Here is a 22,189-nt window from a genome sequence, read left to right as displayed (position 1 = left end):
ACAGCCGGATGAACCGCAGATTACAGCCGCATGACGGCACCCCCGTGTTGACGTTTTGCCACAGCGGGCGTATGCCGCGCCGCGTGGCGCTTTGTTCACCGGATTGCGGGCCACGTTAAACAAACCGCTAAAGAGGGCAGGGCACGGCCCCCACGCCTTTCGCGGTGGGGGTTTTTTGTTGCTCGCGAAGGGGCGCCAGATGGCAGACGACTGGAACATCCGCACGAAGCTCGTTCACACCGGCAGCCGCCGCAGCCAGTATGGCGAGATGGCCGAGGCGATCTTCCTGACGCAGGGTTTTGCCTATGACAGCGCCGAGCAGGCCGAGGCGCGCTTTCTCAAGGCAGGCGAGGATGAATTCATCTACGCCCGCTATGGCAACCCCACCGTGCGCATGTTCGAAGACCGCATCGCGGCGGTGGAGGGAACGGAGGACGCCTTTGCCACCGCCTCGGGCATGGCCGCCGTCAACGGCGCGCTGACCTCGATGCTGAAGGCGGGCGACCACGTCGTGTCCTCGCGCGCGCTGTTTGGCTCGTGCCTTTACATCCTTGAGGACGTGCTGCGCCGGTTCGGCGTTGAGGTGACCTTTGTCGACGGCATCGACCTTGCGCAATGGCGCGCGGCGGTGCGGCCGGGCACCAGGGCGGTGTTTCTCGAGTCGATCTCCAACCCGACACTGGAGATGATCGACATCAGGGCGGTGGCCGAGATCGCCCATGAGCAGGGCGCGCTGGTGATTGTGGATAACGTCTTCGCCACCCCGGTGTTTTCGCGTGCGGTCGAAATGGGCGCCGATGTCGTGGTCTATTCCGCCACCAAGCATATCGACGGGCAGGGCCGCGCGCTGGGCGGCGTGATCTGCGGCACGAGGGAGTTCATCCGCAAGACGCTCGAACCCTACATGAAGCACACCGGCGGCTCGATGAGCCCGTTCACGGCCTGGATCATGCTGAACGGGATGCAGACGCTCGATCTGCGCTGCCGCGCGATGGCGGAAAGTGCCGGCATCATCGCGACGGCGCTGGAGGGCGATGCGCGGCTGGCGCGGGTGATCTATCCGGGCCTGCCGTCGCATCCGCAGCACGCCTTGGCCACGGCGACGCTCAGCGCGCCGGGCACGATGCTGTCGATCGACGTGGCGGGCGGCAAAGAGGCCGCCTTCCGGATGCTCGACGGGCTGAAAATCTGGAAGATTTCCAACAATCTGGGGGATGCGAAGTCGATCGCGACTCATCCGGCGACGACAACCCACCAGCGCCTGCCGGCGGACCAGAAGGCCGCGCTGGGCATCACGCCCGGTCTGATCCGGCTGTCGGTCGGGCTGGAGGATGCGGGCGACCTTTTGGCCGACCTGCGCGCGGGTCTCGATCTGATCTGATTTGTCGTATCCGGCGTAGACCTTTCCAGTAGACTGGACTCTGGTGGCAGCCACCCCATCTATCGGGGGCTGCGACCACGCAGGGGAGAGATCCGATGAACATCCATTTCCCGGACTTCGACAGCAAACCGACCCGCGAGGACGCGGAGCGGGCACTTGCGCTGCTGCGCGCCTGGGCGGGCAGGTCGAGCGATGCGGAGATTGCGCGGCTCGATCCCGCCGTCACGCGGTTGCTGCCGGGCATGGAGGCGGCGGTCTATCCGAGCCTGAGCCGAAGCTACCCGGCCGATTTCGCCGTGGACGACGGCTACAAGGACAGCCTGCCCGACCTTCAGAACGGCCCGGCCAGCCTGATCGTCGGCGCGCGCACGCAGATTCAGCATGTCGGCATTTCCAACTTCCGCCTGCCGATCCGGTTTCACACCCGCTCCTCCAACGGGCAGGGTGGGGGCGAGTTGACGCTGGAAACCTCGGTGACCGGCACCGTCAGCCTGGAGGCCGAGAAGAAGGGCATCAACATGTCGCGCATCATGCGCAGCTTCTATGGCCATGCCGAACGGACGTTCAGCTTTGAAGTGATCGAGGCGGCGCTGGACGACTACAAGGCCAGCCTCGAAAGCTTCGACGCGCGCATCCAGATGCGTTTCTCTTTCCCGATGAAAGTTCGTTCACTCCGGTCCGGGCTGAGCGGTTACCAGTATTACGACATCGCGCTGGAACTGGTGGAGCGGGCGGGGCTGCGCAAGAAGATCATGCACCTCGACTATGTCTATTCCTCGACCTGCCCCTGCTCGCTGGAACTCAGCGAACACGCCCGCAAGTATCGCGGCCAGCTTGCCACGCCACATTCGCAGCGTTCGGTGGCCCGGGTGTCCGTGGCGGTGAAGGATCAGGGCTGCCTGTGGTTCGAGGATCTGGTGGACCTCTGCCGCGCCGCCGTGCCGACCGAGACGCAGGTGATGGTGAAGCGCGAGGATGAACAGGCGTTCGCCGAACTGAACGCCGCCAACCCGATCTTTGTCGAGGATGCGGCGCGCAGCTTTGCGGCGGAACTGCTGGCCGATGCGCGGATCGGCGATTTCCGCATCGTGGCGAGCCATCAGGAAAGCCTGCACAGCCACGATGCCGTGTCGGTGCTGACCGAGGGGCCGACCTTCGCCACCGAAAGCCTGGAACCGCGGCTGTTCAACTCGCTCTATCACGTCGGCTGAGGCCGTCCTGATCCGCAATCAGCAGGCCGGGGCGCCGCAACGCCCCGGCCTGTTGCGTCAGTGCCAGCAGGACACCAGCACCGTCATCTTCGCGCCCAGCACGGCAAGGTCTTCCGGGGGCATCGGCGGTTGCGGGTCAGCGGCGGCAAGGGTCGCGCCCTGGCCTGCGATCGCGGTGGCGATCGGGGCGGCCCCGGCGGCGAAGGCGACCGTGGCTGGCAGCACCTTGGCGGGGTCGGTGGTGCGCGGCAGCAGCATCCCCACCAGCGCGCCGCCCGCGTCAAGGACCGGCCCGCCCGCATCGCCGGGCAGCACGCTCATCGTCAGGCGGCGCAGGTCGGGCTCGCCGTTCAGGCCCTTGTCCTCGTCGAAGGTGCCCAGCGTCAGCGTCGCCGACAGCAGCGCCCCGGCATAGGAGTAGCCCGCCACCGCCACCGGCGAATGGGGCTGCGTCGCGGTCGTGGCCATCCGGGCAAAGGCCATCGGCGACAGCGCGCCCTGCGGCTTCAACAGCGCGATGCCCAGGGCATCGTCGCGATAGGCGAGCGTGGCGGCGTGGTTGTCACCGAAGGTGATACGCGAACAGTCGTTCAGAACCTCGGTGGTGGTCAGCACGTCGCCGCCTGCGTCGATGAAGAAACCCGACCGCGCGATCACCGGCTTGCGGATGTCGAGGCCCGCCACCATGCCCTGCTTCTGCGCGTCCGACAGGGGCACCATCGTCGCATCCAGCGCCTGCGTTCCGCTGGACTTGAAGCTGGCCTTCATCGCCGCCAGCACGCGAGCCATCCGGGTCTCCATCTCGGGCCGGAAGCTGATCAGATAGCCCTTGACGGTCGTGCCCGTCACTTCGGCATGGGCGTAGGTGTGCCGGGCGTCGTCCGTCCCGGCGATGTCGAACATCTTGTCGGTCAGGGTGCGCGCGCCGCTGGCCGGAACGATGGCAAGGCTTTGCAAGAGGTCAAAGAGGCCCGAGAGCGTGGCGGAATTGCCGGGCTCGCTGAGCAGCAGCACCTGCACTGCGCTGCCCGCCTTTTCGTCGTAGCGGGCGAAGGGCGGGGCGTAGCTGGCGAAACCCACCATCGCCATCGGCAGGTCGATGGCGATTCCGGCGTCGGCGTCGGTGACGTTTTGCAGGCCAAGAGCCGCCTGGTCGCCGTGGTAGCCATCCAGCAGGGCCTTGCGCTGCGCGGAGGTCAGGATGCCGGTCGGATCGGCCCCCTGCGCCTTTTGCCAGGCGGCCATGGAACTGCGCGTGCCGGGGCCAAAGGCGCCGTCGATGATGCTGGCGTAGAAACCGTCCCAGCCGAGGGCGCGCTGCACCTCTTGCCGGTCGTTCAGCGTCAGGGCGGCTTCGGCGGCGCGCGCCTCGGCGGGGGTTTCGTCGGGCAGGCTCGCGCCGGGCGTCGGATCGGCCGCTGCGGTCACGACGGGCGCCGGGGCATCCGCTGCGGGCGCCGGGGTCGTCGCGGGGTCGGGTGTCGTCGTCGTGGCACCGGCGGGCCAGAACTGCGCGCCGAAGTCATGCCCGTCGGCGACATAGCTGTCGGCGGGGATTGCGCCACGGGCGCGGTAGTTCTGCAAGACGGTCCGCGCATCGTCGGGCGAAAAGGGTCCGAGCACGACCGCATACCAGCCTGCGGGCAGCGCGAAGCCCGCAACGTTCTGGAAGGTGCGGGAATAGCCGCGCACGGTGTCCTCGGCCTGTTGCAGGTTTGGCTCGGCCACCATCTGCACCCAGGCCACCGCTTGCGCGGAGGTTTGAGCCTGCGCGGACGGTCCCGCCACCCCGGTCAGTATGAATGCCACAAAGAGTATCAACGCCGTCCGCATGCCTCTGCTTTCCCTTGTTATTTCATCGCACCAAAAATGCAGCCCGCCAAACCCTAGCAGACGGGCCCCCGGATGCACGTCAATATTCCACGGCGCAGCGCCTGCCGCAATTGACCCTGCCGCCCCCGTTGCCTATGGAGAACGCGCTTTCCAAGAGGTGGACGATGGCCGCGACGCAAGGAACCCCCCGCAGTTTTCAGGAAATCATCCTGCGGCTTCAGGCCTACTGGGCCGCGAAGGGCTGCGCCGTGCTGCAACCCTACGACATGGAAGTGGGCGCGGGCACCTTCCACCCGGCCACCACGCTGCGCTCGCTCGGGTCGCGCCCCTGGGCGGCAGCCTACGTGCAGCCCTCGCGCCGCCCCACCGACGGGCGCTATGGCGAAAACCCCAACCGCCTGCAGCACTACTATCAGTATCAGGTGCTGATCAAACCCTCGCCGCCGGATATGCAGGATCTCTACCTCGGCTCGCTCGACGCGATCGGCATCGACACCGCGCTGCACGACATCCGCTTTGTCGAGGACGACTGGGAAAGCCCGACCCTCGGCGCCTGGGGTCTGGGCTGGGAGGTCTGGTGCGACGGCATGGAAGTGTCGCAGTTCACCTATTTCCAGCAGGTCGGCGGCCACGACTGCCACCCCGTTTCGGGCGAGCTGACCTACGGTCTTGAACGCCTCGCGATGTATGTCCTTGGCATCGACCATGTGATGGACATGCCGTTCAACGATCCTGATGCGCCCATCCCGCTGACCTATGGCGACATCTTCCGCCAGACCGAACAGGAATACAGCCGCTGGAACTTCGACCAGGCCGATACCGCGATGCTGCTCAAGCACTTCGAGGATGCCGAGGCCGAATGCGACCGTATCCTGACCGCGCCGCAGCCCGACAAGGCCGGGCGCACCATCGTGATGGCCCACCCGGCCTATGACCAGTGCATCAAGGCCAGCCACCTGTTCAACCTGCTCGACGCGCGCGGCGTGATCTCGGTGACCGAACGGCAGGCCTACATCGGCCGCGTCCGCGCACTGGCCAAACGCTGCGCCGATGCCTTCCGCCAGACCGAAGCGGGCGGGGGGATGGCGCTGTGTTAACCCTCACGCTACGGACAACCTCGTGGAACTACGGGTTTAGCCTGGAACCCGACTGTTCGAACGGGGATCCGGCCGCGGCGCCATTAGTGTCGGCACGTTGGCTATCTGGCACGGCGACAGCTAATTTACTCGAACGCCAGATCAATGGAGAAAAGCAGGTCGTCGCGTCCAGCAACTCAGTGCGCTGGACAATTATGCCGGACCGGCAAGTAGACAAGAATGGCAATGAACTGCGGATTGAGGCCGGATCTTCCAGAACTTCCGGCCTAGTTGGTATTGGTGAAATCGCTCCAACCAGCGGCTACATCCATATAGCGTCTCTCGGATCGTCGAGCTTTGAGTGGCTGGTCAGGGCGTTTGAAGCGCGTGGTAGTGCCCCGGTCGAAATGGAATTCATGGCTGAGCGTGCCCCTAGGGGGAACCTGCACCTCTTGGGTATCCGTATCGGCCAAGGTGGGCCATTGTGAACGGCAAGATCGTCGCTGGCGGGATCGTGCTGACCGCCGCCGTGATGGGCGCGGGGCTCTGGTATACCCAGCAATACGCCTATTACAGCCCGGTCGCCCTTGGCCCCGGCCTTGCGATGACGCTGGTGCCCACCGCGGGCGGCGCCCCGGTCAAGCTGCAGGCCGACGACTTCCACGGCATCGACGCGACCTCCTCGCCGATCCGCTTTCGCGCCTGTTTCACCGTGGCGACCCCGCTCTCGGAACTCGCCGCCCGCTATGCGCCCTATGTGAAGGCCGAGCCGCTGCTGGCCCCCGGCTGGTTCTCCTGCTTCGACGCCCGAAAGATCAGCCTGGCCCTGCAAGCGGGCGAGGCGAAGGCCTTCCTCGCGCAAAAGGGCGTCGCCCCCGATGTCGACCGGGTCATCGCGGTCTTCCCCGATGGCCACGCCTTCGCCTGGCAGCAGCTCGACCCCGCCGTTCCCGTCGATACCTCCATCGAAGAGTGATCCCATGCCCGACCTGCTCATCGAGCTTTTCTCCGAGGAAATCCCGGCCCGGATGCAGCCGCGCGCCCGGGAAGACCTGCGCAAGCTGGTCACCGATGGTCTGGTCGAGGCGGGCCTGACCTATGCCCATGCCGCCGCCTTCTCCACCCCCCGCCGCCTCACGCTGGCGCTGGAAGGGCTTTCCAGCGAGAGCCAGACTCTCCGGGAAGAGAAGAAGGGACCGAGCATTGATGCGCGTGACGATGCTTTGGCCGGCTATTTGAGAGGCTTGGGGCTGGAGGCACCATCAAGTTGGTATCAGGAAAAAATCGGACACCTGCGGAGCGGTGGCGTCATTTCCTCGGATTCAGGTTCGCTCCTTATTCGCGTGGCCGAAGTTAAGGGAAAGAAAGTTCTCATGGCTACGGCGGAATACCCCGGCCGCCCGGCGCCCGAGATTGTCGCCGAAGTCCTCGACCGCACCATCCGCGCCTTCCCCTGGCCCAAGTCGATGCGCTGGGGCGCGGGCACGCTGCGCTGGGTCCGCCCGCTGCACGCCATCCTCTGCATCCTGACCGACGACCACGGCACCGCCACCGTCCCCCTCACCCTCGACGGCATCACCGCCGCCGCCACCACCCGCGGCCACCGCTTCATGGCCCCCGCCGCCTTCGCCGTTTCCTCCTTCGACGACTACGCCGCGAAACTCAAAGCCGCCCACGTCATCCTCGACCCCGCCGAACGCGAGGCCGCAATCTGGCACGACGCCACCACGATGGCCTTCGCCCAGGGCCTTGAGGTCGTCGAAGACCGCGCCCTGCTGACCGAGGTCGCGGGCCTCGTGGAATGGCCCGTCGTCCTGATGGGCTCGATCGGCGAGGCGTTCCTCGGCCTCCCCCCCGAAGTGCTGCAAACCTCGATGAAGGAACACCAGAAGTTCTTCTCGGTCCGCAACCCGCGCACCGGCCGCATCGAGAAATTCATCACCGTCGCCAACCGCGACACCGCCGACCACGGCGCAACCATCCTGCACGGCAACCAGAAGGTGCTCTCCGCCCGCCTGTCCGACGCCCGCTTCTTCTGGGAAAACGACCTGCGCACGGTGAAATCCGTGGGGATGGAGGGGATGGCCGCAGGCCTCGCCCACGTCACCTTCCACAACAAGCTCGGGTCTCAGGCCGACCGCATCGCCCGCATCGAGGCGCTGGCCCGCGAAATCGCCGCCCTCGTCGGCGCCGCCCCCGACCTCGCCGCCGAGGCCGCCCGCGTCGCCAAGGCCGACCTGCAATCCGCGATGGTCGGCGAATTCCCCGAACTGCAAGGCACGATGGGCGGCTACTACGCCCGCGCCGCCGGCCTGCCCGACGCCGTCGCCACCGCCTGCAAGGCGCATTACCAGCCCCTCGGCCCCTCCGACGCCGTGCCGACCGAACCCGTCAGCATCGCCGTGGCGCTCGCCGACAAGATCGACACGCTCACGGGGTTCTGGGCGATCGACGAGAAACCCACGGGGAGCAAGGACCCGTTTGCGCTGCGCCGCGCGGCGCTGGGGGTCATTCGGCTGGTGGTGGGGAATGGGGTGCGGATCGGGCTAAGTCAAATCGTCGCGACCAAGATATTTGGGCATCAACTCGAGATGATGAACCCTGAGTACCGAAAGAAGCTGCGCGCTATTGCAGAGGTTTCTCGATCGAGCGGCGTTTCCTTTACGATTCTGTATGAGCAGCTTCGTGACATGGAAGAAGCTGCTGAAGACGCGCGTGCAATTATGGAACCTTCGGGCGGCGAAAGTGATGACAAATCTATGACTTCGATCCCCGACATAATGTTCGGGGAAGAGGAAGGGAGCAATCTCCTCGCCTTCCTCCACGACCGCCTCAAGGTCTACCTCCGCGATCAGGGCATCCGCCACGACGTCATCGACGCGTGCCTCGCGATGCCCGGCAACGACGACCTCACCCTGCTGGTCAAACGCGCCGAGGCGCTCGCCGCGTTCCTCGCCACCGAGGACGGCCCGAACCTGCTGCAAGGCTTCAAGCGCGCCAACACGATCCTGACGCAGGCCGAGCAGAAGGACGGCGTCGAATACTCCTTCGGCGCCGATCCGAAGTTCGCCGAAGACCCGGCCGAGCTTGCCCTCTTCACCGCCCTCGACGCCGCCGAGGCGACCATCGCCCCCGCGATGGCGGCCGAGGATTTCCCCGCCGCGATGGCCGCGATGGCCGCGCTCCGCGCCCCCATCGACGCCTTCTTCACTGCCGTGCAGGTGAACAGCGACAAACAGGTGATCCGCCGCAACCGCCTCAACCTGCTGCACCGCATCCGCGCGATCTGCACGCAGGTCGCCGACCTGACGAAGATCGAGGGCTGACTCCCGCATATTTTCGGTCCTCAAGTATCCTCGGGGGGTCCGGGGGGCAGACAGCCCCCCGGCCTCTGCGCTTGCGCCGCCCCCGAACCGGTATATCCTGCCCGCGAACCCGAAAGGCGCCGCAGTGCAGAAACAACCCCTCGTCACCGATTTCGCCGAGGTTACGGCGACCGCGCCGGTCAGCCGGGCCGTGCATGGCTGGCGCGCCAAGTGCCTGCAACGGCTGATGCGGCTCGACCTGCCGGTGCCGCGCACGGTGGCGCTGTCGGCGCAGGCGGTGCGCGCGATTGCGGCGGGGCAGTTGCCGGACAGCGCCGCGATCCTGGGGTATTTCGGCGCGATGCCGCTGGTCTCCGTCCGGCCTTCGCCCGAGGAAACAGAATGGGGCGGCCCGGGCACCATCCTGAACATCGGCATGAACGACCGTTCCTATGCCGCGCTGATCGAGACCCAGGGCGAGGCGGCGGCGACCGCGCTTTATCTGCGCTTCGTGCAGGCCTATGCCACCCATGTCTCGCGGCTTGATGCCGAGGCCTTCGCGGGGGCCGACCCCTCGCCCGAAAACCTGCGCAACGCGCTGCGCGCCTATGAGCAGGAGATGGACGAACCCTTCCCGCAGGATCCCGTGCGCCAGTTGACCGAGGTGCTGCGCTCGATGGCCCGCGCCTGGGAGGGCACCTCGGCCCGCATCCTGCGCCAGGTGAAGGGCGCGCCCCCCGAGGCCGGGCTGGGCCTAGTGGTGCAGGAGATGGCGCTGGGGATCGGGCCGGGTGTCAGCGGGTCGGGCGTGATCCAGTTCGTCGATCCGGTGACCGGGCAGGCGCAGGTGACGGGGCGCTACCTTGGCCAGAGCCAGGGCCGCGACGCGCTCTCGGGCCGCGAGGCGATCTACCTGATCCGCGACCCGCGCGGGCCGTCGCTGGAGGATGAGGCGCCCGACATTTTCGCCGATCTGCTGCGCTTCGGCGCCGCCTGCCGGACCCATCTGCGCGAAGAGATGCAGATCGAATTCACCATCGAATCCGGCGTGTTGCATGTTCTCGACGCGGTCAAGGTCGCGCGGTCGTCCCGCGCCGGGGTGCGCATCGCGGTGGCCTTGGCCGAGGATGGCGTGATCACCCCCGAGGATGCGGTGCTGCGGGTTGAACCGCGCGCGCTGTCGGAACTGCTGCACCGGCAGGTCGATCCGCGCGCGCCGCGCGACCGCTTTGCTAAGGGCATCGCGGCCAGCCCGGGCGGCGCGCAGGGGCGGATCGTGTTCTCCTCGGCCGCCGCGCAGGCCAGTGCCGCGCGCGGCGAGCCCTGCATTCTGGTGCGTCGCGAAACCGCGCCCGAGGACATCCGCGGCATGCACGCCTCTGCCGCGGTGCTGACCGAACGCGGCGGCATCACCAGCCACGCCGCGGTGATCGCGCGCGGGCTGGGGTTGCCCTGCGTCGTGGGCGCCTCCGACCTCAGCGTGAACGCGCGCGACAAGACGCTGAAGGCGGCCGATGGGCGGGTGTTCCACGAGGGCGACGTGATCACCGTTGACGGCACCCGCGGCGAGGCCCTGGTGGGCGAGGCCGAGATGCTGGAACCCGCGCTGGACGACACCTTCCGCACCCTTCTGCACTGGGCCGACGCGGTGCGCGACATCGGCATCCGCGCCAATGCCGACACCCCTGCCGATGCCGCGATGGCGCGGATGTTCGAGGCCGAGGGCATCGGGCTGTGCCGCACCGAACACATGTTCTTCGACGAAGATCGCCTGACGGTGATGCGCGAGATGATCTTCGCCGACACCTCGAAGGATCGCGCCGCGGCGCTTGACCGGCTGCTGCCGATGCAGCGCGCCGATTTCGTGAAGCTGTTCGAGATCATGGCGGGCAAGCCGGTGTGCATCCGGCTGTTCGATCCGCCGCTGCACGAGTTTCTGCCGCATTCGCGCGAGGGGATTCGCGAACTGGCCGAGGCGCTCGACAAGCCGCTGTCGGAAGTGACGCGGCGGGTCGAGGCGCTGTCGGAATTCAACCCGATGCTGGGGATGCGCGGGGTCCGGCTGGGCATCACCCTGCCCGAGATTTACGAAATGCAGGCCCGCGCCATCTTCGAGGCAACGATCGAGGTCGGTCGCAAGGGCGCCACGGTGGTGCCCGAGATCATGATCCCGCTGGTCTCGGCCAAGCGCGAGGTCGAACTGGTCAAGACCCGTGTCGATGCGGTGGCAGCACAGGTGCGCACCCGGATGGGGGCCGATTTCGACTATCGGCTGGGCGTGATGGTGGAAACGCCGCGCGCCGCACTCCGGGCTGGCGAGATCGCGCAGCATGCGGCCTTCCTGTCGTTCGGCACCAACGACCTGACCCAGATGACCTATGGCCTGTCACGCGATGATGCCGGGCGGTTCATGAACACCTATGTCCAGCAGGGCGTGTTCCCCGAAGACCCGTTCCACACCCTTGATGTGGAGGGGGTCGGCGAACTCCTGTTGATCGGGGCGGAACGCGGTCGGGCGACTCGCGCTGATTTGACGCTGTCGATCTGCGGCGAGCATGGCGGCAACCCCGAATCGATCGCCTTCTGCCGCAAGGCCGGGTTCGATTATGTGTCTTGTTCGCCGTTTCGCGTTCCGGTTGCGCGACTGGCTGCGGCACACCTCGCATTGGCGGATCGCGTCCCGGATCGGAAGAATTACCATAAAACAAACGTTTAGTGTTGCCGCGCCGCAGCTTGACTTTGCGGCGGCTGCATCCGAAGCACCCTCGACTCGCGGATTTTCGCCGATTTTCGTGGCATAAATGCCACGCCGCTCGACTCGCGCGGATTTTCTCTCTAGCCCGGCCGATGGCGCTGCCCATGGGCGGGGTCGAGGGAACGATACCGGGAACGGAAATCATGCGCTTGCTGAAGGTCTGGGCGTGCGGCATTGCGATGCTGCTGACCATGAGCGGGGCGGCGGTCGCCGACATGACGGTAGGTCAGTCGGCCGATCCGGGCATCTCGGTGGATACGCGCCTCTCCCTGCTGCTGGGGCAGGAACACTCGGCCCTGACGGCCGTGGCCCCGAACCGGATCCAGCAGATCACCACCCCGCTGGTGGCGCCGGGCGACACGGTGACGTCGCAAGTGCAATACGATGATGCTTGGCTGGACACGCTGCCGGTCGCCACGGGCGATGCGCAATGGTCCTGCCTGACCCACGCGATCTACTTCGAGGCGCGCGGCGAATCCGTCAAGGGCGAATTCGCGGTCGCCGAAGTGATCGCCAACCGCGCCGATTCGCCCAATTTTCCGCACGACATCTGCTCGGTCGTCAATCAGGGTTCGGGGCACAAGTACGCCTGCCAGTTCAGCTTTACCTGCGATGGCCAAACCGACGCGATCAACGATCAGGGGTCGTATGACAAGGCGGGCAAGATTGCGCGGCTGATCCTTGACGGCGCGCCGCGCTCGCTGACCGACGGCGCCACGCATTTCCACACGACGGCGGTCTGGCCGAGCTGGTCGCACCAGTTCGAGGAAACCGTGCAGATCGGCTCGCATGTGTTCTACCGCGACCCCGTGCAACTGGCCTCGAACTGACCGACAGGTCGCAGCCGCGCCCCGGTGTGCCGCCGCCGGGCATGGCGGGCCGGGCGGCGCCGCGGTATAACTGTCCCGCAAGGGCCTTGGGCCATGCCTGACGGAGTGCCCATGATCACCGACATCCGCCTTGCCTTCGCGCATCCCGAAGAGCGTGCCGAGGCTACCGCCAGCGCCGACCCGCGCGACCGCATCAGCCTGCGCGACCACGTCGTCGCGGTCGAGATCGGCGCGTTTCAGGCCGAACGCGGCACCACCCAGCGCATCCGCTTCAACGTCGTGGTCGAGGTGCGCCCGCACCCCGCCCCGATCGACGACGATGTCGATCGCATCCTCTCCTACGACCGCATCACCGAGGCGATTGCGGCCGAACTGGCCGCCGAACGCCTGAACCTGCTGGAAACCCTGGCCGCCCGGGTGGCCGAGCGCATTCTGGCCGAACCGCAGGCGATGCGGGTCTTCGTGCGGGTCGAAAAGCTCGACCGTGGCCCCGGCGCGCTGGGGGTGGAGATCGTGCGTGCACGGGCCGAGGCGCCGCTGCGCGCGGTGCAGGCCGATGGCAGCGAGGCCGCGCTGCACCCGCTGGTGGTCTTTCTCGACAACGCGGCGATTGCCGCGCCCGATCTGCCCGCACGGCTGACCGCGCTGGAGGCGCGCGGGCTGCCGCTGATCCTGACGGTGGGCCTGCCGGGGGCGCCCGCGCCGCGCTCGGCGGCGAAGGCGGCGCAACAGCGGATCGACCTTCTGGCAATCGAGCAGAACGCCTGGGTGCTGGCGGGCCGCGACCGGCGCTGCGTAGTCGTTGCCAGCCGGACCGAGATCGACTGGGCGATGAAGCACGGCCAAACCGTGGTCTGGGCGCCGTCCAAGCTGGTGCTGGATGCGGTGGACGGGCCGGGGGCGCATGACCCGGTGGCGCTGGCGCTGTGGCTGGCCGAAACGGTGGCCGCGGACCGGCTGCTGGTTCACAGCAATGTTGCGGTTCCGGCGGGAAGCCGCGTTCCGGTCGAACGCTCGGGCGAGTGACTCTTGCCTTGGCTCGCGGCCTGCGGCATCCCGCAGGCCCGACAGCCGAAAGACCCGCATGATCTATTACCGACCGATCCCGATGACCGATCCAGCCCGCCCCGTCGGCGCGCAAGCCCTCGCCGGGGGCTGGAGCTGGTTCGACCGGGTCGAGGTGCTGCGCCGGGAGGCGCCTGCCGAGGTCGTTGGTGTTGATGCGATCCCGGCCGAGGTGCTGGCCCGGCTGACCGCGCCGCGCGCCGACCTTGCGGGTCTCGCCCTCGACCGGCCGCGCATCATGGGCATCCTGAACGTGACACCCGACAGCTTCTCGGATGGCGGCGACCATTTCACACCCAATGCGGCCGTCGATCATGCCCGCGCGATGCAGGCTAACGGGGCCGATATCCTCGACATCGGGGGCGAAAGCACCCGTCCCGGCGCGGCCGAGGTGTCGGTGGACGACGAGATCGCGCGCACCGCGCCGGTGATCGCGGCGCTGCGGGCGGCGGGGGCGGTGCCGGTATCGATCGACACCCGCAAGGCCGGGGTGGCGCGGGCCGCGTTGTCCGCCGGGGCGCGGATCGTCAACGATGTCTCGGCGCTGGGCTACGATGCCGGGATGGCCGCCGTCGTCGCAACGAGTGGCGCCCCGGTCTGCCTGATGCACGCGCAGGGCACCCCGGCGACGATGCAGGCCGATCCGCGCTATGACGATGTGCTGCTGGACGTCTACGATCATCTGGCCGCGCGCGTGACCGCCGCCGAAGCGGCAGGGGTCGACCGGGCGCATATCCTGATTGATCCGGGGATCGGCTTCGGCAAGACTGCGGAGCACAACCTTGCCCTGCTACGACGGCTGTCGTTGTTTCATGCGCTTGGCTGCCCGATCCTGCTGGGCGTGTCGCGCAAGCGGTTCATCGGCACCATCGGCGGCGCACCGCTTGCGAAGGACCGGATGCCGGGCTCGGTGGCACTGGCTCTTGCGGGGATTGCGCAGGGGGTGCAGATCGTGCGTGTGCATGATGTGCGTGAGACGCGGCAGGCACTGGCATTATGGATGAGCTTGAATTCAAAGGCGGAGATTTGACATGACGCGGAAACTGTTTGGCACCGACGGTGTGCGCGGGCGCGCCAACGCGCATCCGATGACGGCCGAGTTGGCGCTGAAACTCGGTGCCGCGGCGGGGCAGTTCTTCCGCACCGACGGCCGCAATGGCCATCGCGTCGTGATCGCCAAGGATACCCGCCGGTCGGGCTACATGATCGAGACGGCGCTGACGGCGGGCCTCACCTCCACGGGCATGAACGTGCTGCTGCTCGGCCCGGTGCCGACCCCGGCGGTGGGCTATCTCACCCGCTCGATGCGGGCTGATCTGGGCATCATGATTTCGGCCAGTCACAACCCCTATTATGACAACGGCATCAAGTTCTTCGGCCCCGACGGGTTCAAGCTGTCGGACGAGGCCGAACTGGCGATCGAGGCGATGGTGGAAGGCGAGGTGCCGCTGGCAGACTCGGACGAGATCGGCAGCGCCAAACGGATCGACGACGCGCGCGGGCGCTACGTCGAATATGTGAAGACCACCTTTCCGGGCCGGGGCGCGCTCGGCGGGCTGAAGGTGGTGGTGGATTGCGCCAATGGCGCCGCCTACAGGGCCGCGCCCGAGGCGCTGTGGGAACTGGGGGCCGAGGTCATCCCGATCGGGGTTTCGCCCAATGGCTTCAACATCAACCAGGCCTGTGGCTCGACCCATCCCGAGGCCTGCGCGGCGCGGGTGCTGGCCGAGGGCGCGGACCTTGGCATCACGCTCGACGGTGACGCGGACCGGGTGATGATCATCGACGAGAAGGGCCAGATTGCCGACGGCGACCAGATCATGGCGCTGTTCGCCACGCGCTGGGCCGAAGATGGCCGACTGCGCGACAACACGCTGGTTGCCACCGTGATGTCCAATCTTGGCCTTGAGCACTACCTTGGCGGGCAGGGCGTCCGGCTGGAGCGCACGCCGGTCGGCGACCGCTACGTCGTCGAGGCGATGCGGCGCGGCGGCTGGAACCTGGGCGGCGAGCAGTCGGGGCACATCGTGATGACCGACTACGCCACCACCGGCGACGGGCTGATCGCGGGCCTGCAGTTTCTGGGCGAGATCGCCCGCACCGGGCGGCCCGCGTCGGAACTGGTGCACAGCTTCGAGCGGGTGCCGCAACTGCTGAAGAACGTCCGCTACGGCGCAGGGCAGGAGCCGCTGAAGACGGCAGCGGTGCAGGCGGTGATCGCGGCATCCGAGGTGCGGCTGAACGGCTCGGGGCGGCTCTTGATCCGCAAGTCGGGCACCGAGCCGCTGGTGCGGGTGATGGCGGAATGCACCGACGAGGCGCTGCTGGCCGAGGTGGTGGACGAGATCGTCGCGGCGGTGCAGGCCGCCGTCTGAGGGGGCGCAATCTCCGGCGCATCGTCTCCGGGGTGTCATCGCCTTCGCGTTAAGGCTTTGGAAACCAGTTTCCGCGTACCTATTGGTCGGCGCAAACAGGGGTGACCATCGTGCGTGGACTGATTGCGGCTGTCTTCGGGCTGGTCTTCGCGACGCTCACCTCCGCCACCACGATCTCGAACCTGTCCTGGCCACTCACCACGCTCGGCTATTCGACCGAATCCAGCCACACGACGACGAACCTCGGCCAGTCGTTCACGGTGACAGAGTCCGGCACGCTCGACGCCATCACCTTCAATCTGCTGGGCTCCGGCGTCTCGGTGCCGGTGGTCTACCAGCTTTACGCGCTGAGTTCCGCGGTGCCTGCGAACCTGGGCACGCAGATCGTGGGCGCCCTGCTGGCGTCGATGACGGCCACCACCAACGCGGGTCCGCTCGGCACGCCGCTGGTGCCCCAGTCGGTGGCGACGGGCGGCTGGAACATCACCCCGGGGCGCTATCTGGCGATCATGCGGCCGCTCAGCGGCACCAACATGAGCATTGCGACGCTGCGCACCGGGTCTTCCTATCCGGGTGGCGACTGGACGCGGGTCAACTCGGCGGGCGATCCGGCCAGCCTGACGGGGCGGAGCGCACTGTTCAGCCAGAGCTACGATCTGCTGTTCGCGCTTCGGGTCGGAGTGGCGTCGTCACCGATACCTGTCTCGCCCGTGCCACTGGCCTCCGCGCTGCCGATGCTGGCCGCGGCGCTCAGCGCGCTGGTCCTCTTGCGGCTGCGGCTCGGCTGGCCAGAGGCGGAAAGAGAACGGGCGCCCGAAGGCGCCCGTTTCATCGTGGTCAGTTCCGCGAACGGTCGACCATCTTGCCCTTGGCGATCCAGGGCATCATGGCGCGCAGCTTTTCCCCGACCTTCTCGATCTGGTGCTCGTCGTTGCGGCGACGGGTGGCCTTGAAGAAGGGCTGCCCGACGGCGTTTTCGGCCATGAAGTTCGACACGAAGCGACCGGACTGGATGTCTTCCAGCACTTCCTTCATGCGCGCCTTGGTTTCGGCGTAGGGCAGGATGCGCGGGCCCGAGACATATTCGCCGTATTCGGCGGTGTTCGAGATCGAGTAGTTCATGTTTGCGATGCCGCCCTCGTAGATCAGGTCGACGATCAGCTTCACTTCGTGCAGGCACTCGAAATAGGCCATTTCGGGCTCATAGCCGGCTTCCACCAGGGTCTCGAAGCCCATGCGGATCAGTTCCACCAGACCACCGCACAGCACGGCCTGTTCGCCGAACAGGTCGGTTTCGCATTCCTGACGGAAGTTGGTCTCGATGATGCCCGAACGGCCGCCGCCGATGCCCGAGCAATAGCTGAGGCCAAGCTCCATCGCCTTGCCGCTCGCGTCCTGATGGACGGCCACGAGGCAGGGCACGCCGCCGCCCTTGACGAATTCGCCGCGCACGGTGTGGCCGGGCCCCTTCGGCGCCATCATGATGACGTCGACGCCGGGCTTCGGCTCGATCAGGCCGAAGTGGACGTTGAGACCGTGCGCGAAAGCGATCGCCGCGCCGTCGCGCAGGTTGTCATGGACGTATTTCTTGTAGGTGGCGGCCTGAAGTTCGTCCGGCATGGTGAACATGATCAGGTCGCACCAGGCGGCGGCTTCGGCGATGCCCATCACCTTCAGCCCTTCGGCCTCGGCCTTCTTCGCCGAGGCGGAGCCTTCGCGCAGCGCGACGACGACGTTCTTGGCGCCCGAATCGCGCAGGTTCAGCGCATGGGCGTGGCCCTGCGACCCGTAGCCGAGAATGGCCACCTTCTTGTCCTTGATCAGGTTGATGTCGCAGTCGCGATCGTAATAGACGCGCATCGGGCGCTTCCTTCTGGCTGGTTTCGTCGCGGGCAGCATAGGGGAATTGCGGCAAGGAACCGTTCATAGTTTGCGCCCAGGCAATTTCTCTGCGAAAAGGCATAACGTGATTAGCCAGATTCCGGAAAAATCATGCAGATCGACGATACTGATCGACGCATCCTTCGCCATCTGATGGCAGAGCCAGACCTCGCGATGGCCGACCTGGCCGAGCGGGCCGGGGTGACGGCCGCGACCTGCTGGCGGCGGCTCGACCGGCTGAAGGCGGGCGGCGTGCTGAAGGGGCAGGAGGCGGTGATCGACTGGCGCGCGCTGGGCTATGAGGTCGAGGTCAGCTTGCGCTTCACGCTCGACAAGACCAACCCGCGCGCGTTTGACGAGTTCATCGCGGCGGCGCGTGCCGTGCCCGAAGTGATCGAGATCCAGACCTTTCTCGGCCGCGTCGATGTGCGGCTGGACGTGATCGCGCGCGACATCGGTCATTACCAGGAGGTCTACCGCGACCGCATCCTTGCGCTGCCGCATATCGCCGACATCGAGGCGCTGATGCATGTCGCGATGATCAAGGCGGGTGAGGGGCTGCCGCTGTGATCGCGCTCGACGATATCGACCGCGGCTTTCTGCGCGCGCTGGTGCAGGATGCGACGCTGTCGGCGGGCGAGCTTGGCCGACGCTTCGGCCTGTCGCAGCCCGCGGCCTGGCGGCGGCTGAAGCGGCTGCAGGACGCGGGCGTGTTCCGCGCGCGGCGGGTGGTGGTGGACCGCGAGGCACTCGGGTTCGGCGTGACGGTCTTTCTGGGCGTGAAACTCGCCACCAAGGGCCGCGTCAGCCTGGAGGATTTCGAGCGCGCCGTGACGGCGATCCCCGAGGTGCAGACGGTGCAGCACATCCTCGGCCTGTACGACTACCGACTGCGGGTGGTGGCGCGCGATCTGGCGGATTTCGAGCGGGTGCTGCGCCGCCGCATCCTGACGCTTCCGGGGCTGGGCCAGGTGGATGCCAATGTGCTGCTGAGCGAGGAGCGGCGGCCGGGGCCGCTGGGTTAGCGCGCCGGCGCGTGTTTCGGGGTGTAATCGGGCCTCGTCCGGGCTATGTCGGATGCAAACGGACCTTGAGGAGACAGCCATGCCCGCCCTTCGCCCCGACGTCGATCCCGACGGATTGCAGGAATTCTCGGTCGTGTTCACCGACCGCTCGCTGAACCACATGTCGGCGCGGTTTCAGGGCGTGATGCGCGACATTTCGGGGATGCTGAAAGAGGTCTATGGCGCTGCCTCGGTGGCGCTGGTGCCGGGGGGAGGCACCTATGGGATGGAAGCGGTGGCGCGCCAGTTCGCGGGCGGGCGGCATGCCTTCATCGTGCGCAACGGCTGGTTCAGCTATCGCTGGACGCAGATTTTCGAGACAGGCGGGTTTGCCGGCGAAACCACGGTGATGAAGGCGCGGACCTCGGCCAACGTGGTGCAGGCGCCCTTTGCCCCGGCGCCGATCGACGAGGTGGTGGCCAAGATCCACGGCGCGAGGCCCGACGTGGTCTTTGCCCCGCATGTGGAAACCTCGGCCGGGCTGATCCTGCCCGACGACTACCTCAAGGCGCTGGCGGAGGCCGCGCATGACGTCGGCGCCCTGTTCGTGCTCGATTGCATCGCCTCGGGCTGTGTCTGGGTCGACATGAAGGCAACCGGGGTGGACGTGCTGATCTCGGCGCCGCAGAAGGGCTGGTCGGCCTCGCCCTCGGCCGGGCTGGTGATGCTGTCCGACCGGGCGCGGGCGCGGATCGAGGGCACGGCCTCGTCGAGTTTCGCGCTCGATCTGAAGAAGTGGCTGTCGATCATGGAAGCCTATGAAAAGGGCGGCCACGCCTATCACGCGACGATGCCGACCGATGCGCTGGCCGCCTTTCGCGACACGATGACTGAAACGCGCGACTACGGCTTCGCGCGGCTGAAAGAGGCGCAGTGGGCGCTGGGCGATGGCGTGCGGGCGATGCTGGCGGCCAAGGGTGTGCGGTCGGTCGCGGCCAAGGGGTTCGAGGCGCCGGGCGTGGTGGTCAGCTATACCGACGATCCCGAGGTGCAGAACGGCAAGAAGTTCGCCGCCCTGGGCATGCAGATCGCGGCGGGGGTGCCGCTGCAATGCGACGAGCCCGAGGGGTTCCGCACCTTCCGGCTGGGTCTCTTCGGGCTCGACAAGCTTTATGACGTCGAGGGCACCTTGGGGCGGCTGAAGACGGTGGTGGACGCGGTGCTTTAACGCACCCCGAGCCCCGCGCGCATCAGCGTCTTGCGCAGCGGGGCGACCGAGTAGAGCGCGTTCAGCGCCTTGGCGCGGGCATCCCGCAGCGCCGGGGCGCCCAGCATCGAGGCGCGGTTCAGCGCGTCGATGCCGGTGATGCGGGCAACCACCTCGGCGTGGCGGCGGCGGTGGTAGGTTTCCAGCATCGCCCGCTCGCCCAGTTTGCCGGGCGCGGCCTGCGCCAGGTCCAGCAGCACGCGCAGGTCGGCCAGGCTCATGTTCAGCCCCTGCGCGCCGATCGGCGGCATGACGTGGGCGGCCTCGGCGATCAGCGCGGTGCGCTCGCCCCACATGCGGTCGGCGATCTGGCTGATGATCGGCCAGACGGTGCGGCGGGTCAGCAGGATGAGCGGCCCGAAGAGGTGGCAGGAGCGGGTGCTCATCGCCGCCTCGAACTCCGGCACCGGCAAGGCGGCCAGGCGCAGCGCCTCGGGCCCGCGCTCCATCCAGACCACGGCGGAACAGGGCAGGCCATTCCGGTCGGGCAACGGCACCAGCGTGAATGGGCCGCCGGAGCGGTGAATCTCGGTCGAGACATTGCCATGCGGGATCGGGTGGTTCACCGCGAAGGCCAGCGCCTTCTGGCCATAGCGCATCGTGCGCACACCGATCCCCAGCGCCTCGCGCACCACCGAGCCGCGGCCATCGGCGGCGACCAGCAGGCGCGCGGCGACGCGGGTGCCGTCGGAGAGGGTCACCAGCGCCTCGGCGTCACGGGTCAGGACGGCGGTGGTGGCAATGCCGGGGCGAAACTCCACGGTCGCCATCTCGGCCAGCCGCGCCACCATCTCGCGCCGCAACAGCCAGTTGGGCAGGTTCCAGCCGAAGGGCTGGCCCGAAATGTCGGCGGCGTCGAAATCCTTGACGATGCGCGGCTCGGGCACCGGGCCGCCGGCATCGACGATGCGCATGATCTGCAAGGGCGCGGCGTGGGGTTCCAGCCGGGCCCAGAGCCCCGCCGCCTCCAGCACCGGGATCGAGGGTTGCAGAAAGGCCGTGGTGCGCAGGTCGGCGCCCTCGGCGGCATCGTCGGTCACAGGCGGCGTCGGATCGACGCAGATCACGCCGAACCCGGCCGCGCCGAAGGCCGCCGCCGCCGTCAGCCCGGCAACGCCGCCGCCCGAGACCAGAACATCCGTGTGAACCCGCGCCATCCGTGCCGCTCCTTCGTCCTGCGCGGGATCATAGGGCGCCCGGACTGCCTGTCCAAGCGGCGTTCCGTCACCCCAGGCTGATGCGGATCAGAAGCGCGAACATCACCGGCACCATTCCCAGCGCCGTCATCGACAGCGCCACCACGCCCCAAGTCTGCACCGCCAGCATGACACAGGTCAGGAAGATGACGAGGGCGTACCAGATGGTCTCGTCGCCTTGGTGGCGACGTCGCGGACAATCCAGCCGAGCACCGGAACGCCGTAAAGGCTCCGGGCGAGGGCGGTCTCCTATTCGGGGCCCATTCCGCATGGGCGAGCCGCCAACGATAGCAAACCGCACAGGTCGCCGCGGCCAACCCTGATGCCGCGGCGCATCTGCCACGGCACCGCGATCAGATCGGACGGGCCTACTTGGCGAGGGTCACGGTGCAGGGCGTCTCGGCCCCGGCCTCGCCCGACATCACATTGGCGAGCATCACGTTTTCGCCCGGCTTCAGGGCCGCAGCGAAGGTGTAGCTGCCCTTGTAGGCGCCAGGCGGCACAACCCAGTCGACCTTCAGGCCGACCGGGATGGTGAAGGCGCCTTCGTTGCTCAACACGATGTCGTTGGGGAATTCGACCGGCGTTCCGCGCACCACACAGCCGACGCTGTAGCTGATCTGGAGGGTCGAGATCTTCGGCCTTGCCATCAGAAGCGGCTTCTGAGTCAACGGCGTCAGCGTCTTCGTATCGGCGCTGGCCACCGAAGCGACCGCCAAGGTGGCGGCGATCATGGCAACGCTCAGACAGGTCTTGCAAAGAGGCATAGCACTATTCCTTTCGAGGCAGAGCATGACCGGACGACCGCCCGAAGATTCTTCGAGCCGGATACCGACGCCCCGCAGGGTTGAAATTTCAGACTTGGTTCCCCTTGGGCCATGCCGCGAGCGTTTCGAGATATCCCCCGCCATACAACCCGCTTGAAGTATGTATCGGTCTGGCGAAATTGCCTTGATCTGCATCAAGCCCGTTTCGCCGCAAGGATTGCTGAGGCGCTTTCCCGCTTGGGG

At 67.2% G+C, this 22,189-nt stretch carries 18 protein-coding genes and 1 riboswitch; of the genes, 14 read left to right on the top strand and 4 right to left on the bottom strand.

The genetic code is table 11. The features are described 5' to 3' along the window. Nucleotides 1-73: 73 nt before the first annotated feature. A riboswitch (SAM riboswitch) is annotated at nt 74-152 on the top strand. A gap of 47 nt (nt 153-199) precedes the next feature. Both metZ and folE2 read left to right on the top strand, forming a co-directional pair. After that, nucleotides 200-1,381, top strand: a complete 1,182-nt coding sequence (gene metZ, locus AC11WY_RS06120; protein ID WP_482923578.1) for an O-succinylhomoserine sulfhydrylase — start codon at nt 200-202, stop codon at nt 1,379-1,381. 95 nt (nt 1,382-1,476) lie between these two features. Beyond that, nucleotides 1,477-2,592 (top strand): GTP cyclohydrolase FolE2, encoded by a 1,116-nt coding sequence (folE2, locus tag AC11WY_RS06115; RefSeq protein ID WP_482923576.1) that lies wholly within the window; start codon nt 1,477-1,479, stop codon nt 2,590-2,592. Between the two features lie 57 nt (nt 2,593-2,649). On the opposite strand, the gene AC11WY_RS06110 is transcribed toward folE2, so the two are convergent. After that, complete coding sequence (locus AC11WY_RS06110; RefSeq protein ID WP_482923575.1) at nt 2,650-4,401, bottom strand: serine protease; 1,752 nt, start codon at nt 4,399-4,401, stop codon at nt 2,650-2,652. A gap of 188 nt (nt 4,402-4,589) precedes the next feature. Between AC11WY_RS06110 and AC11WY_RS06105 the strand changes: the two genes are divergently transcribed. The 9 genes from AC11WY_RS06105 (at nt 4,590) to AC11WY_RS06065 (ending at nt 16,784) form a co-directional block, all read left to right on the top strand. Next, on the top strand, nt 4,590-5,522 hold the full coding sequence (locus AC11WY_RS06105) for a glycine--tRNA ligase subunit alpha (protein ID WP_482923573.1): 933 nt from the start codon (nt 4,590-4,592) through the stop codon (nt 5,520-5,522). Between the two features lie 463 nt (nt 5,523-5,985). Continuing rightward, nucleotides 5,986-6,477: a DUF6446 family protein gene (locus AC11WY_RS06100; RefSeq protein WP_482923572.1), complete on the top strand. Its 492-nt coding sequence runs from the start codon at nt 5,986-5,988 to the stop codon at nt 6,475-6,477. Between the two features lie 4 nt (nt 6,478-6,481). Continuing rightward, the gene (glyS, locus tag AC11WY_RS06095; protein ID WP_482923570.1) at nt 6,482-8,827 is read left to right on the top strand and encodes a glycine--tRNA ligase subunit beta; all 2,346 of its coding nucleotides are present in this window, start codon (nt 6,482-6,484) and stop codon (nt 8,825-8,827) included. Nucleotides 8,828-8,951: 124 nt separating this feature from the next. Beyond that, nucleotides 8,952-11,522 (top strand): pyruvate, phosphate dikinase, encoded by a 2,571-nt coding sequence (gene ppdK, locus AC11WY_RS06090; protein ID WP_482923568.1) that lies wholly within the window; start codon nt 8,952-8,954, stop codon nt 11,520-11,522. A gap of 182 nt (nt 11,523-11,704) precedes the next feature. Next, nucleotides 11,705-12,391, top strand: a complete 687-nt coding sequence (locus AC11WY_RS06085; RefSeq protein ID WP_482923566.1) for a cell wall hydrolase — start codon at nt 11,705-11,707, stop codon at nt 12,389-12,391. A gap of 111 nt (nt 12,392-12,502) precedes the next feature. Beyond that, complete coding sequence (locus AC11WY_RS06080) at nt 12,503-13,417, top strand: dihydroneopterin aldolase (protein ID WP_482923565.1); 915 nt, start codon at nt 12,503-12,505, stop codon at nt 13,415-13,417. A gap of 58 nt (nt 13,418-13,475) precedes the next feature. Beyond that, nucleotides 13,476-14,486: a dihydropteroate synthase gene (gene folP, locus AC11WY_RS06075; protein ID WP_482923563.1), complete on the top strand. Its 1,011-nt coding sequence runs from the start codon at nt 13,476-13,478 to the stop codon at nt 14,484-14,486. Between the two features lies 1 nt (nt 14,487). After that, the gene (glmM, locus tag AC11WY_RS06070; RefSeq protein WP_482923561.1) at nt 14,488-15,831 is read left to right on the top strand and encodes a phosphoglucosamine mutase; all 1,344 of its coding nucleotides are present in this window, start codon (nt 14,488-14,490) and stop codon (nt 15,829-15,831) included. Between the two features lie 101 nt (nt 15,832-15,932). Beyond that, the gene (locus tag AC11WY_RS06065; protein ID WP_482923559.1) at nt 15,933-16,784 is read left to right on the top strand and encodes a hypothetical protein; all 852 of its coding nucleotides are present in this window, start codon (nt 15,933-15,935) and stop codon (nt 16,782-16,784) included. On the opposite strand, the gene ilvC is transcribed toward AC11WY_RS06065, so the two are convergent. Beyond that, nucleotides 16,669-17,691 carry a ketol-acid reductoisomerase gene (gene ilvC, locus AC11WY_RS06060; protein WP_482923557.1) on the bottom strand — a complete coding sequence of 341 codons (1,023 nt, stop codon included), beginning with the start codon at nt 17,689-17,691 and terminating at the stop codon, nt 16,669-16,671. The two genes, AC11WY_RS06065 and ilvC, sit on opposite strands and share 116 nt — an antisense overlap. Before the next feature lie 132 nt (nt 17,692-17,823). Here ilvC and AC11WY_RS06055 point away from each other — a divergent pair, with 132 nt between their 5' ends. The 3 genes from AC11WY_RS06055 to AC11WY_RS06045 all read left to right on the top strand — a co-directional run bounded on the left by AC11WY_RS06055 (nt 17,824) and on the right by AC11WY_RS06045 (nt 19,944). After that, nucleotides 17,824-18,282 (top strand): Lrp/AsnC family transcriptional regulator, encoded by a 459-nt coding sequence (locus tag AC11WY_RS06055; protein WP_482923555.1) that lies wholly within the window; start codon nt 17,824-17,826, stop codon nt 18,280-18,282. After that, on the top strand, nt 18,279-18,737 hold the full coding sequence (locus AC11WY_RS06050; protein ID WP_482923553.1) for an Lrp/AsnC family transcriptional regulator: 459 nt from the start codon (nt 18,279-18,281) through the stop codon (nt 18,735-18,737). Before AC11WY_RS06055 ends, AC11WY_RS06050 begins: the two co-directional genes overlap by 4 nt. A gap of 79 nt (nt 18,738-18,816) precedes the next feature. Beyond that, a complete protein-coding gene (locus AC11WY_RS06045; RefSeq protein ID WP_482923551.1) occupies nt 18,817-19,944 on the top strand; it encodes an aminotransferase class V-fold PLP-dependent enzyme in 1,128 nt (375 codons plus the stop codon). Here AC11WY_RS06045 and AC11WY_RS06040 read toward each other — a convergent pair. Further along, nucleotides 19,941-21,140 carry a UbiH/UbiF family hydroxylase gene (locus AC11WY_RS06040; RefSeq protein WP_482923549.1) on the bottom strand — a complete coding sequence of 400 codons (1,200 nt, stop codon included), beginning with the start codon at nt 21,138-21,140 and terminating at the stop codon, nt 19,941-19,943. The genes AC11WY_RS06045 and AC11WY_RS06040 overlap by 4 nt on opposite strands. Before the next feature lie 407 nt (nt 21,141-21,547). Further along, on the bottom strand, nt 21,548-21,913 hold the full coding sequence (locus AC11WY_RS06035) for a hypothetical protein (protein ID WP_482923547.1): 366 nt from the start codon (nt 21,911-21,913) through the stop codon (nt 21,548-21,550). Nucleotides 21,914-22,189: the final 276 nt, after the last annotated feature.

It is taken from the genome of Solirhodobacter sp. (assembly GCF_964715405.1).
This window is presented reverse-complemented; position numbering and strand designations above follow the sequence as displayed.

Excerpts from the sequence above, each read along its gene's own strand:
- AC11WY_RS06105 (WP_482923573.1), top strand. The coding sequence starts at position 4,590 with ATGGCCGCGACGCAAGGAACCCCCCGCAGTTTTCAGGAAATCATCCTG.
- folE2 (WP_482923576.1), top strand. The coding sequence starts at position 1,477 with ATGAACATCCATTTCCCGGACTTCGACAGCAAACCGACCCGCGAGGAC.
- ilvC (WP_482923557.1), bottom strand. The coding sequence starts at position 17,691 with ATGCGCGTCTATTACGATCGCGACTGCGACATCAACCTGATCAAGGAC.
- glmM (WP_482923561.1), top strand. The coding sequence starts at position 14,488 with ATGACGCGGAAACTGTTTGGCACCGACGGTGTGCGCGGGCGCGCCAAC.
- AC11WY_RS06040 (WP_482923549.1), bottom strand. The coding sequence starts at position 21,140 with ATGGCGCGGGTTCACACGGATGTTCTGGTCTCGGGCGGCGGCGTTGCC.
- AC11WY_RS06055 (WP_482923555.1), top strand. The coding sequence starts at position 17,824 with ATGCAGATCGACGATACTGATCGACGCATCCTTCGCCATCTGATGGCA.
- AC11WY_RS06045 (WP_482923551.1), top strand. The coding sequence starts at position 18,817 with ATGCCCGCCCTTCGCCCCGACGTCGATCCCGACGGATTGCAGGAATTC.
- glyS (WP_482923570.1), top strand. The coding sequence starts at position 6,482 with ATGCCCGACCTGCTCATCGAGCTTTTCTCCGAGGAAATCCCGGCCCGG.
- AC11WY_RS06035 (WP_482923547.1), bottom strand. The coding sequence starts at position 21,913 with ATGATCGCCGCCACCTTGGCGGTCGCTTCGGTGGCCAGCGCCGATACG.
- AC11WY_RS06080 (WP_482923565.1), top strand. The coding sequence starts at position 12,503 with ATGATCACCGACATCCGCCTTGCCTTCGCGCATCCCGAAGAGCGTGCC.
- folP (WP_482923563.1), top strand. The coding sequence starts at position 13,476 with ATGATCTATTACCGACCGATCCCGATGACCGATCCAGCCCGCCCCGTC.
- AC11WY_RS06085 (WP_482923566.1), top strand. The coding sequence starts at position 11,705 with ATGCGCTTGCTGAAGGTCTGGGCGTGCGGCATTGCGATGCTGCTGACC.
- metZ (WP_482923578.1), top strand. The coding sequence starts at position 200 with ATGGCAGACGACTGGAACATCCGCACGAAGCTCGTTCACACCGGCAGC.